The organism is Cupriavidus sp. SHE (genome assembly GCF_000812445.1).
GTDB lineage: Bacteria > Pseudomonadota > Gammaproteobacteria > Burkholderiales > Burkholderiaceae > Cupriavidus > Cupriavidus metallidurans.
In genome coordinates this window covers 1-11,385 of record NZ_JWMB01000054.1, presented here as the reverse complement: position 1 = coordinate 11,385, position 11,385 = coordinate 1, and the positions used below count along the sequence as shown (strand labels likewise).

Genomic DNA, 11,385 nt, shown 5'->3' with positions numbered 1-11,385 from the left:
AACGTCTCGTGCCGCATGACCGCGAGCTTGTGACCAGGGGTCTTCCATCGCTGCGCAAAGGCCTCTTCATTAGCAATCCACTTTCCAGGCTCGACCGAGAAGCCAAGATCTAGCTCGGATCTGGCGCCGACAATGGTAGGTAATCGCTCGGTGTAGAATGCTAGGCCTCGGTCAATTTGTCCCACGTCGAACAGTTCTGTGTCAACGCGGGACGCCGCCTTGGCTTCCAAGCCAAGTGGTTTGATGGAGAGGGATCCAAACGCCCGAGACGCCATCAAGCCAGCCTGAAGGCCGGCCAGCGTCGCCAGCGAAGCGACGGCAACCGCGCAGAGCCTGCGGCCGCGCAGGGCGATCCCAAAGGCCAGAAAGCCACCGATCGCGAGAATGCCTACGGTGATGGAGCCCCAGGTCTGCAACGTTGCCGGATCGCTGACGTCGCGCTTCAGTAGCGCATTTGACAAGGTCGGATGCCACAGCAGGAAGCCGATCGTCACCGCGAGCACTGGCATGGCAAGAAAGCTTGCAGCCAACGTGGGGCGGACTCCGGACATAGCACGGTGCGCAAGCAGCACCGCCATCGGTGGAAAGGCTGGCAGGATATACAGCGGCAGCTTGGAGCGGGAGATCGAGAAGAAGGTAAGGACAACAACAACCCAGAGTGACAAAAACAATCTCGAATCGAAGTGCTGCGTCGCCCGAGCGCTGCGAGACCAGAAAGAGAAAGCACGAGGGATCAAGCCAATGAACGGCAGCACACCCGCCGCGGCAACGGCAAGGAAAAACCAGACTGGCTTGTCTCGCTCGTGTATCGCGGAAGAAAACCTTGCGAAGTGTTCGTGGATAAAGAAGTAGTTCAGAAATTCGGGGTTGCGCAAGGACACCACAATGAACCAAGGCGCTGTGATTGCCACCGCAAGCGGACTCCAGCGCCAGAATTTCCCGCTGAAGAACGCGGATCGCTGTCGCGTGATCGCCACGTACAGCGCCAGCGTTATTGCTGGCAATACGAGAGCGATCAGGCCTTTGGCAAGAAATGCCAGACCGACCAACAGCCAGATAATCGGGTATAAGCGATAGTCCCGACGCTGGTAAGCCACAGCGAAAACGAGAGCCGCACTGCCGAGCAGTGAGCCGACGCCGATGTCCGTCGTTGTCAGATTCGAGCCGAGAATCCATAAGGGTGCGCCGATAAGTACCGACGCTGAAGCCAGGCCAACGTGCTTGTCATAGAGCTTTTGCGCAGCCCACCATGCGACAAGTACGCCCAGCAGTCCCACAAGAGCACTCCAGATCCTTGCTGTCCATTCGGACGGCCCGAAAAGCGTATAGGCGCCGGCGGTCGCCCAATACTGAAGGGGTGGCTTGTCGAAGAACTTGACGCCATTTAACCGCGGCGTGACCCAGTCGCCCGAGACGAACATTTCCCGCGGAACCTCTGCGTAACGCCCCTCATCGGGTTCATACAGCGGGCGAATGGCTAGTGTCGACATCCAAAGGACCATTGCCAGTGTCATCGTCAAGACAGGCAAAATCCGTCGTTTTGAGAGCAGGCCCATGTAGTTACGGTTAAATTTCTGCCGATCAGACGTACGCGTCGCCTGTGCCACTTCCGAAAGCTACTCGCAGGATCGTGGTGCTGGGGCTTTGCAACGGACACGCGCTTCTTTTCGATCCCGAGTCTGCAGACCGTATTCACGGAAAGGGCTTGGGCCGCGAGGTGGCCGTTGCAATGTCTCGAACGCGATATTTTTGCATCCGGATGACAGATTTTAGGGTCCTGACCTGTCGAAAGGATTACGGGAAGATGACGTGCGGAGCCATCGACCGGGAAGTTGGGGATAGGGCGTTGTGTCGAGCGACTAAGGAGGAGGGAGCCTGACAGTCGGTTTTGCGGTTGCGCCGCGATCGCTGGACCTGAGGGAAGGCCTCTTAAGACCTTACAAACAGCGGCCGATGATCAAATGATGGCCATGGACGTCAGTCCAACCAATCAAGCGCGTGCTCGTCACACCCGGCCACCTTCAATTGGGCTTTAGTGAGCCGCATAGCACTAGAATCCATTCACGGCTCCAGCGCTCGCCCATCCAAATAACGTGATCTTCGCCGGAAGCATGTTGCCATGCGAAATCATCCACGATCTAAAGTGTGCGCCGGGCTCGACCGACCGGGCCGCGAAAATGAGCTCGGCCAGTCAAGAAGCCGCTTCCCGAATGCATTACGCACGTGCACGTAGACTGCTGGAGCTACGCCGCCTTACGCTCAGAGGGAGTTGCGGCTACTCCAGAGATTCGGGTGCCCGCCGAGGGCAGCAGTTGCGCGCCCATCCGAGTACTGAGAGCTGCTCCATGATTTCTCCATCGACCTCCACTCGGTACGAGCTGTCGGCGAGCCGCAGCCACGACGTCACTAATCCAAGCTGCATCAGGCTCTGCAAGGTCGCTTCCATCTCCACCGCTTGCAACTCAGCGGCATCTGGATCGCCGCTGGGCGCCTCCAAGACTATTGCACCATTCTGGGCCATCGCCTGTATCCTCTCGCTTTAGGAAGTCGTGCCAAGACGCGATCTTATTTTATGCGCAGTTCATTTACGCATAATTAATCGATTTACTTGCTTTCGGGGGGGCTATCCGGATGGAGCGAGCCTGGAGCGGCCCCCTGAATTGCCGGACACAGTTCCCCCTTACAATGAACTTACAGGCGGGGGCATACGACTGTGTTTCGATTGAGCGCGAGAGCTGTGAGCCGGGCAAGACGGTGTTGATGGTGGCGTGCCAGCAAGGCGGAAATCCGAATCACCTCCTTCATTGGCGCAAGCTGTACCAGGACGGCAGTCTATCGGCGGTTAGGGCTGGTGAAGAAGTCGTGCCGCCATCGAGCCTGAGCGACGCGCTCAAGCAAGTCCGTGAGCTACAGCGCATGCTGGGGCAAGAAGACCATGGAGAACGAGATTCTCCGTGAGGCAGTGGAGGTGATGACCTCGCGAAAATAATTTGCGCGCTCAACCTCATTGGCGGGGGACGACCTGTGAAGCTGGTCTGCGAAGTTCTCGGTGTAGCGCGATCAAAAATGTAGAAGAGAAGCTTGCTCGGCCTGCAGACTGGCAAGACGGGCGCAGTGCCAGGCAAACCGACGATTGGGGTTACCCCGTTTTTTCGGACAGATCTGCATTGGAATCTTAGTTCGATGGGTTGTCTCCTTGTGATGGGGCGGTGAAGGCTGAGTGTTGCGTCAGATCCTTGTCATGGGCGGTCATCCTTTCAAACTCCTGCGGGCTTCGATAGCGCAACGCGCTGTGCAAGCGATGTGGGTTGTACCAGCCTTCGATCCAAGTGAACAAGGCGCGCCGCGCGTCATCATGCGTGGCAAAGTGCGAACGCATCAGCAGCTCGCATTCGAGCGTTGCAAAGAAGCTTTCACACATGGCGTTGTCATAAGCATCGCCCGCCGATCCCATCGAGGGCTGCACCCCGGCGTACTAAGGGTGATGAGGCCCGCTGACAACTGCGGGGCGTCAAGTTTACTATGCAGAACATTGCGGCGACATTGCCGAATGGTTACGCACCAACGCATCGAACCCGACGCCCGTTCTCCGAAGCACTTGGGTTACCATGAGCTAACGCTGACGCTTCGTCAGGCAACTTCTTCTGCCGCAAAGCACTCGACGGCGGACTGCGCCGTCATCATCTCGTAATCCCCCCGACAGGTGAGCGCCCTAGAATCCCGCTGTTCGCTCTCTGCTGGCCAAGTCGCCATCCTTCGGACTCCCGCGTGAATCGCATCCTCGGCTCGTGGGGCGTCAAGCGGCGCCGCGTGAACTGCTCCATGATCCAACATCACGACGGCGACGAACCACATCCGGCATCTATGTCGTTGCGCCCTGAGAGCATTTGACCAAGCGCGGTAGCAGTGGCCACCGCACACCTGGACGGGCAGTCTCTTGAAGCGACAGATTTTCATGGCTTTGACCATCGCACTCACGGTGGTCCTCTGGATGTCCACGCTATCCGTGCGTCCCCTCTATGAACCCGACGAGGGTCGTTACGCCGAGGTTCCGCGCGAGATGTTCGTCTCCGGCGATTGGGTCACGCCGCGGTTGAACGGCATCAAGTTCTTCGACAAGCCGCCCCTGCAGTATTGGGCGACCGCCAGCGCCTATACGCTCTTCGGGCCGTCCGAGTGGACAGCAAGGATCTGGAGTGCGCTTGTGGGACTGCTGGGCGCACTCGCCGCATGGTGGGCGGCGCGATCGCTCTATGACACGCGCATAGGCCTCGCCTCAGCGCTGGTGCTCATCGGCGCTCCCCTCTGGATTCTCGGCTCGAATCTGACAACAACAGACATTGGTGTCGGCGCACTGCTCGGCAGTGCCGCTCTCGTTTTCGCCGTGGCCTACCAGAATCGGGAACCTCGCTTATACCCCCTGATCTGGTTGTTGGTCGGTCTGGCATTTCTTGCCAAAGGCCTGATTGCCCTGGTACTGCCAGGAATCACGCTGCTGCTATACGGGGCGGTCACTCGACAATTTTCCGCATTTTTTAGCGCGAGATTCTGGCGCTGGAGCCTGCTTGCGGTGGCCATCACCATGCCTTGGTTTGTCGTGGTGTCCCAGCGCAACCCCGAATTTCTGAATTACTTCTTCATCCACGAACACTTCGCGAGATTCTCGTCCTCGGTTCACGAGCGGGACAAGCCATTCTGGTTCTTCCTGGCCGTTGGTGCGGCAGGCGTCCTGCCGTTCATGGGCTTGATTCCCCGTGCTATCGCACTCCGCTCTCGCAGCGCACAGGCAACGCCTGGCTTCGACGCACGACTGTTTCTGTCGCTGTGGGTAGTCGTTGTCATTGCCTTCTTTTCGATTTCGCGCTCGAAGCTGCCGCTCTATATCCTGCCCGCCTTACCACCGGTGGCCGTCTTGCTCGCGTACAGATCCATGACTGCAGCCCGCCCCACACTGGCGGCAAGCTTTCTTGCCATGCCTGTGCTCGGCGTTGCCATCGCCGTGCTGCTATGGCATCCGACAATGTCGAATGCGGTACTGAAGCTCAATATCAGCAATCCGGCCTCATTGCATACCTGGGGCGCCATCACGATGGGCATTCTGGTCATCGGTGGCTTCCTGGCCTTTGGGATCGCCCTGCGCGGCCACAGGCTCTGCGCGGTTGCCGTCGCTTCGCTGGCGACGCTGGCCAGCCTTCAGGCTGGCTTGATGGCGTCTCGGGCGTTTGGGTCCCTCTCCATCAAACCACTTGGCTTGGAAGCCAAGGCGGCGTCCCGCGACAACACACAACTGTTCAACGTGGGCCAGATTGACCGAGGTCTGGCGTTTTACGCCGAACGAGAACCGATCATTGTCGGGGCCAGATCCGAGCTGGATCTCGGCTTCTCGGTCGAGCCCGACAAGTGGATTGCTAATGAAGAAGCTTTTGCGCAGCGATGGCTGACCCCTGGTCACAAGCTCGCGGTCATGCGGCACGAGACGTTTCATCGACTGAGACCGCTGCTCGGCGGCAACACAACTGTGATCGGACGACATGGCGTCAACGTTCTGGTGCAAAAACCATGAACATCCCATCACGATTTGTACGGTTTCTGGGCGCGGGGGCGACGGCAACCGCTACACACTACGCAACACTGATCACGCTGGTCGGTTTCGGGGTTGCAGCGCTACCGGCGTCTGCCGCCGGCAGTGTTGCAGGCCTTCTGACGCACTACTGCATCAGCAGCCGATGGGTGTTCACACCAGTCCGACCACAACGCGCCACTTTCGGACGGTTCATTCTCGTTTCCGCGCTGGCGTTCTTTCTTAACTCACTTCTGATGTGGGCTGGACTAGCATTGGGGCTTCACTACCTGGTTGCTCAAATCCTCTCGACAATTTTCGTCATGTTGGTCAACTACGTACTCCATGCAAATTGGACGTTCATGAATGGAGCGATGCGATGAATGCCGCCAGCCTGCTGCCAGAGAAGATCTCGGTCGTCGTACCGCTCTTCAATGAAGAAGCTGTCCTGCCACAGTTTCACTTTCGGCTTCTCCGCGTGATGGATGGATTGGCATCGGACTACGAGATTATCTACGTGGACGATGGCAGCCGCGATCGATCACTGGCGGTTGCACACAATCTCAAGGCGGCCGAAGCGCGCGTCGGCATTGTCGAGCTGAGTCGCAACTTCGGCAAGGAAGCCGCGCTAACGGCGGGCCTCGACGTGGCAAGCGGCGACGCCGTTGTGATCATCGACGCCGATCTGCAGGATCCGCCCGAACTGATTCCGTCGTTGATCGAGAAATGGCGCGAGGGGTTCGACGTGGTGTACGCCACGCGCACTTCCCGGGATGGCGAATCGTTCCTCAAGAAGTTCACCGCGCACTGGTTTTACCGCCTGATGGGCAAGCTCAGCGATACGGAGATTCCGGCCGACACCGGCGACTTCCGCGTCATGAGCCGTCGTGCCGTTGCCGCACTCGGACAACTCCGGGAGCAGCACCGCTTCATGAAGGGGCTGTATGCCTGGATAGGATTCCGGCAGACGGCCGTCTTGTATCGGCGTGACGCGCGGGCATCCGGGACGACCAAGTTCAACTACCGCAAGCTGTTGCGTTTTGCCGTGGATGGCATCACTGCCTTTTCCACCGTGCCGCTCAAGTTTGCAACCTCGATCGGCCTGCTTGTTGCCGTTCCCGCCTTTGGCATGGCCGCCTTCATCGTTGGCAAGACGCTGCTCTACGGCGACCCCGTACACGGCTACCCATCCATGATGACCGCCCTGCTTCTGCTGGGCGGCCTGCAACTGGTTTTCCTAGGCGTGCTCGGGGAATATGTTGGGCGTCTGTTCAATGAAGTCAAGCGGCGGCCGGTGTATCTGGTGGCAAGCTATACGGCGCCGATCGGCCCCGGCACCCCCACCGCTGAGCCGGGGCAGGTGGCCGCAGCGACACGGGGTGGCACCCCGCCTGCAGCAATCTTTCACGCACCCGGATGCCCGGAAGGCAAAGCTCCTGGCCTCCCCGAGGCTCCTCAGCGGGATGCCATCCTCACGGAAACCCTTGCGCCAAGCCGATAGACAGCCCGCCTTCCATGCGCTCTCACGACATGGCCAGCAACTATCGGGATCATGACGTTTTCGAAAGAAAGAGCCTCGTATTCAACTTATTCCGTTCTTCGCATCCACCGACCATTGACCCTGTAGTCACTACAGACTATTTACTACAGGCATTGGCTGACGCGTAGCAGCGCAAGTCGTCGCAGCACCCGACACCACGGGGCCGCAGCGACGATCCATCCACTTAGGAGGAATGATGGGTTTCTTGGAAAGGCTCATGGGCCGTCACAGCGGCGGTCATCACGGCGGCGGAAGTGAGCACGGTCGTCGAGGAGGTCATCATGATGGTGGCGGCAGCTACGGCTATGGGAATCCTTTGCCACCACAAAGCCCCGCCGGCGTCCACTGCCCCAACTGCGGCACGGTGAGCGCCCAGGGCGCGCGCTTCTGCCAGCAATGCGGCAGTTCACTGGCTCCGGCGCCGTGCAGTCGATGCGGCACCTTACTCCCACGCGACGCAAAGTTCTGTGGAAGTTGCGGCAATGCCGCCAAATGAGTCGGCGGCCATAGCTGCCGCCGCATCTGGCATCGCCATCATTGCGGCCGGGGCCCGTCATGGGGATTTGTCGCGATAGGCTAGCAGTCGAAGCGCATTGAACACGACGATCAGCGTCGACCCCTCATGCATGGCCACGGCGGGCCCGATACCGAGGCCGAGGATCGTGGCTGGCAGAAGGAACGCCACGACGCCGAGGCTGATATACACGTTCTGAAGGATGATGGCCCGCGTATGTCGGCTTAAACCGACCACAAAAGGCAGGTGTTGGAGGTCGTCGGCCATCAGCGCAACATCCGCCGTTTCCAGTGCCACATCTGAACCTGCCGCACCCATTGCGATGCCCACCGTGGCGTTGGCCATTGCCGGCGCGTCGTTGACGCCGTCGCCGACCATGGCCACTTTGGCTTCCGCGCGCAACGTCTGGATGGCTTTGACCTTGTCCTCAGGCATCAGATCGCCCCAGGCTTCATCGATACCTACGTCCTTGGCGACGGCTTCGGCTGCGCGCTGGTGATCGCCGGAGATCATGATCATGCGTGTGATACCCAGCCTGCGCAGTGCCTCGAGGGCAGCGCGCGCCGAGGCGCGCGGCGTGTCCATCAGCCCAATGGCGCCGAGGTCCCGATCTCCCTGCCTGACGATCATTGTCGTGCGGCCAGTGCTGCGCAGCGTCTGCACTGCGCTCGCCATCGATTCGCTAAGCGGTGCAATCCCGTCGGCGCCGAACATGTCAGGCTTGCCAATCCAGACGGTCTTACCGCACAACGTCGCCGTGACCCCGCGTCCGGTCAAGCTTTGGAGATGAGACGCTTCCGGGATGGAACTGCCTTCCAGGCGCTTGCGGCCATCGCGGGCAATGGCCGCAGCCAACGGGTGGTCGCTGAGCGACTCCACGGCGACCGCTACGCTCAACAATTCCGCTTCAGCTACTCCTTCGGCGACCATCACATCGGTAATACGGGGGCGCCCCTCCGTCAGCGTCCCCGTCTTATCGAATGCAATGGCTTTCAGTGAACCCAGGTTTTCGAGCGGCGCCCCGCCCTTGATCAGTACACCCCCTCTAGCGGCGCGCGCTACCCCCGACAGCACCGCGCTCGGTGTCGCGATGGCGAGCGCGCATGGGCTGGCGGCAACCAGCACCGCCATGGCGCGGTAGAAGGTCGCACTGAACGGCTCATTGATCACTAGCCCTGCAAACAGCAGCAATACCGCCAGCACAAGCACTGCAGGAACAAAGATCCGTTCGAACTTCTCAGTGAACCGCTGGCTCGGTGACTTTTGCGCTTCGGCCTCGTTGACCATCTTGACGACTTTCGCCAGGGCGCTGTCCGTGGAAAGGCGCGTCACTTCCACTTCAATGGCGCCGGCGCCATTGATGGTTCCGGCGAACACGCGGGACACGGCCCCTACGGCATCGGGCTTCCTCCTGGCTGCGGCGGCGTCATCCACGGGCTGCTTGTCGACCGGGATGCTTTCGCCAGTAACCGGCGCTTGATTGACTGCGGAAGCCCCCTTTACCAGAAAACCATCGGCGGGGAGGCGTTCGTTCGGCCGAACCACCACCACATCCCCCACCTGCAATTCCTCGACGGGGACCTCTCGTACCTCGCCTTCACGCCGCACACTTGCTGTAGCCGGTGCGAGCGCCGCCAACGCTTCGATCGCCCGCTTGGCGCGCCCCATGGCGTAGTGTTCGAGCCCGTGGCCGAGACTGAACAAAAAGAGAAGTAGCGCGCCTTCCGCCCAAGCGCCTAACGCCGCCGCCCCTGCGGCGGCTACCAGCATCAGTGTGTCGATTTCGAACTTCTTTAGCCGGAGGTTCTCTATCGCTTCCCGAACGGTATAGAAACCACCAAAAAAATACGCGCCGACAAAGAAGGCAACCGGAATCCATGCTGGCAGGCTGCCGAACAGCTTACCAACGGCAAATCCGAGACCAAGCAAGGCCCCACAGATCAGGGAGAAGATTAGCTCAGTATTCGGGCCAAACACGCTGCCGTGTGCGTGGGCCTCATGCCCCTCGCCTTCCCCATGTGCATGATCCTTGACGCCTTCGCGGTGTTCATGGTCTGCATGACCGCTCTTCCGGGCACCGATCTCAACCGGCGCGAGCCCGCGTTTTGACAGGGCCTGCTCGATCCCTGCCGCGGAGATCCGATCGTTGTCGAATTCGACGCGCGCTATGCCGGAGGCGCTGACTTCGGCCTCGATGACGCCGGGCAAGGCCCGCAGTTGGCTAGCTACGGTTCGCGCTCGTCGTTCGTGCCAGACGCCCTTCAATTGCCAAAGCACATGACCAAACCGCGACGAAATCACCGCACCCGTGCTTGTCACCAGCTCCCGGATGCGGGCAAGGGAAATCGCTGCGGGATCGTAGTGGACACATATCTGTGAATCGCTATCAACATTTGCAGTTTTTATATGCGCCGCCTCGACGCCCTCTTTCCCTCTCAGTTCGGACAGCAACCGTTCTACACAGGGATCAGAGGAATCGGGAAGGCCAGGAAGCAAGACAGGAATGTCCAGGCGCAGCTTTTCGGTCATTGTCGCGGGCTCCAGTCAGTCTGAATCGGCATTCACGCCGTTGCACACTATTAGCAACTAGTGTGCCCCGCATTGCAACAACAAAGCTCAACGAGTCAGCGCCCCAATGCCCCGCCGTAATGCGTTGGTAATGTGCCCGCAATCTGAGCGTACTATCTTGCGGATGACAGGATCCTCATGTCATCCGTCCAGGAACCATACAGATGATTAGCGCCGTCGCATGCTCTGCCTTGCTGGCCTACGCTTTGCCGGCTCCTGCGACCGGTGATCGACTCAGCGAGAAGCCGACCCAGTGGCACACCCTCGCCATTGGACATTCAGACACGGGATACGCCTCCCGCGACCAACGGGTTGCCTGGGCGGCCAACCCGCGACATCGCACAGCCAAACATCCGTCGAAGCAGGAATCCGCAGCGAGCACACCGGAGCCGTCTTCCAGAGACGCGTCCAGCGCTGTCGCCGCACCCAAGCCGCCCTGCCAGTAGTCGCGGTTTCCCCGCTAGGGCCGCATGTCCTGGTAGAGCTTGAGCATGTCCTTGTACTCGTCGGCAGTCTTTTGAATGGAGAACCGCATCCGCAGCGCGTTCTCTGCAAACGCCACACGCTCGACGTCCATCTCCACGGTGTTGCCGTCCATACTCGACTGCAGGGGGACGCGATACATCAGATCCTCTTCCAGCGCGGGCTTGCTTGCCTCGATGTGTCGCGGCGAAGTCATGGTCATGCCCGCAAAATTCTGGCCACTGCCCATCACCCTATCCAACTCGGCGCTGAAGTCGATATCGCGCGCCTTGTAGTTCGGCGTATCCGCATTTGCAATATTTGCAGACAGCAGCTCGAACCTCCGTGTGCGAAGTCGCAGCGCTTGCTCATGAACGCTGTCTTCGCTACGCGCCCATTTTGCGACGTATGGCGTGTCCATCCTTACTCTCCAACTAGATCGGAACCCGCAGCGTATTGCAAAGGCAGTCGATCTTGCTTCGAGAGAAGCGACCTCTTTTCGTGAGTTTCCCATTACCGGCCCGCAATGTTCGCGCGCACACAGGTTGACGCGTCCGCGCGAAAGCCATGTCAATCCACATAACCCCGGTACGTTCCACCTTGTCGTCATCACGCGACGAAGTGACCCCACGTAATTACTTCGCTGAGCTTGCCCCCGCAAAACGAATCCCTTGCTGAGGTTAAACTGAAGCAAGGAGAGATGTGATGACAAGCAAGACAAAGCGGGCGCAGTACACGCTG

At 59.7% G+C, this 11,385-nt stretch carries 8 protein-coding genes and 2 pseudogenes; 5 read left to right on the top strand and 5 right to left on the bottom strand.

Annotated elements, in window-relative coordinates:
* Nucleotides 1–1,556 (bottom strand): glycosyltransferase family 39 protein (locus tag RN01_RS26270; protein WP_052261201.1); only part of this gene is annotated, 1,556 nt, incomplete at its 3' end.
* 719 nt (nt 1,557–2,275) lie between these two features.
* The gene (locus RN01_RS26265; RefSeq protein ID WP_008650714.1) at nt 2,276–2,521 is read right to left on the bottom strand and encodes a hypothetical protein; all 246 of its coding nucleotides are present in this window, start codon (nt 2,519–2,521) and stop codon (nt 2,276–2,278) included.
* A 164-nt stretch (nt 2,522–2,685) separates the two neighbouring features.
* On the opposite strand from RN01_RS26265, the pseudogene RN01_RS26260 reads away from it, so the two are divergent.
* Nucleotides 2,686–3,134: pseudogene (locus tag RN01_RS26260) on the top strand (transposase); the annotation flags it as partial.
* 41 nt (nt 3,135–3,175) lie between these two features.
* On the opposite strand, the pseudogene RN01_RS26255 reads toward RN01_RS26260, so the two are convergent.
* Nucleotides 3,176–3,472: pseudogene (locus tag RN01_RS26255) on the bottom strand (integrase core domain-containing protein); the annotation flags it as partial.
* Nucleotides 3,473–3,955: 483 nt separating this feature from the next.
* Between RN01_RS26255 and RN01_RS26245 the strand changes: the two are divergent.
* From RN01_RS26245 to RN01_RS33350, 4 genes are all read left to right on the top strand, one after another.
* A complete protein-coding gene (locus tag RN01_RS26245; protein ID WP_008650720.1) occupies nt 3,956–5,563 on the top strand; it encodes a glycosyltransferase family 39 protein in 1,608 nt (535 codons plus the stop codon).
* Entirely contained in the window at nt 5,560–5,943 is a 384-nt protein-coding gene (locus RN01_RS26240) for a GtrA family protein (RefSeq protein WP_008650722.1), read from the top strand. Before RN01_RS26245 ends, RN01_RS26240 begins: the two co-directional genes overlap by 4 nt.
* Entirely contained in the window at nt 5,940–7,061 is a 1,122-nt protein-coding gene (locus tag RN01_RS26235) for a glycosyltransferase family 2 protein (protein WP_008650723.1), read from the top strand. Before RN01_RS26240 ends, RN01_RS26235 begins: the two co-directional genes overlap by 4 nt.
* Before the next feature lie 232 nt (nt 7,062–7,293).
* Nucleotides 7,294–7,596: a zinc ribbon domain-containing protein gene (locus tag RN01_RS33350; protein WP_008650724.1), complete on the top strand. Its 303-nt coding sequence runs from the start codon at nt 7,294–7,296 to the stop codon at nt 7,594–7,596.
* Between the two features lie 57 nt (nt 7,597–7,653).
* On the opposite strand, the gene RN01_RS26225 is transcribed toward RN01_RS33350, so the two are convergent.
* Both RN01_RS26225 and flgB read right to left on the bottom strand, forming a co-directional pair.
* The gene (locus RN01_RS26225; protein WP_011514822.1) at nt 7,654–10,143 is read right to left on the bottom strand and encodes a heavy metal translocating P-type ATPase; all 2,490 of its coding nucleotides are present in this window, start codon (nt 10,141–10,143) and stop codon (nt 7,654–7,656) included.
* A 499-nt stretch (nt 10,144–10,642) separates the two neighbouring features.
* Entirely contained in the window at nt 10,643–11,065 is a 423-nt protein-coding gene (gene flgB, locus RN01_RS26220) for a flagellar basal body rod protein FlgB (protein ID WP_008650726.1), read from the bottom strand.
* Nucleotides 11,066–11,385: the final 320 nt, after the last annotated feature.

Bases quoted from the DNA above. Each gene is read 5' to 3' on its own strand.
- RN01_RS33350 (WP_008650724.1), top strand. From the start codon at position 7,294: ATGATGGGTTTCTTGGAAAGGCTCATGGGCCGTCACAGCGGCGGTCAT.
- RN01_RS26235 (WP_008650723.1), top strand. From the start codon at position 5,940: ATGAATGCCGCCAGCCTGCTGCCAGAGAAGATCTCGGTCGTCGTACCG.
- RN01_RS26265 (WP_008650714.1), bottom strand. From the start codon at position 2,521: ATGGCCCAGAATGGTGCAATAGTCTTGGAGGCGCCCAGCGGCGATCCA.
- RN01_RS26245 (WP_008650720.1), top strand. From the start codon at position 3,956: ATGGCTTTGACCATCGCACTCACGGTGGTCCTCTGGATGTCCACGCTA.
- flgB (WP_008650726.1), bottom strand. From the start codon at position 11,065: ATGGACACGCCATACGTCGCAAAATGGGCGCGTAGCGAAGACAGCGTT.
- RN01_RS26240 (WP_008650722.1), top strand. From the start codon at position 5,560: ATGAACATCCCATCACGATTTGTACGGTTTCTGGGCGCGGGGGCGACG.
- RN01_RS26225 (WP_011514822.1), bottom strand. From the start codon at position 10,143: ATGACCGAAAAGCTGCGCCTGGACATTCCTGTCTTGCTTCCTGGCCTT.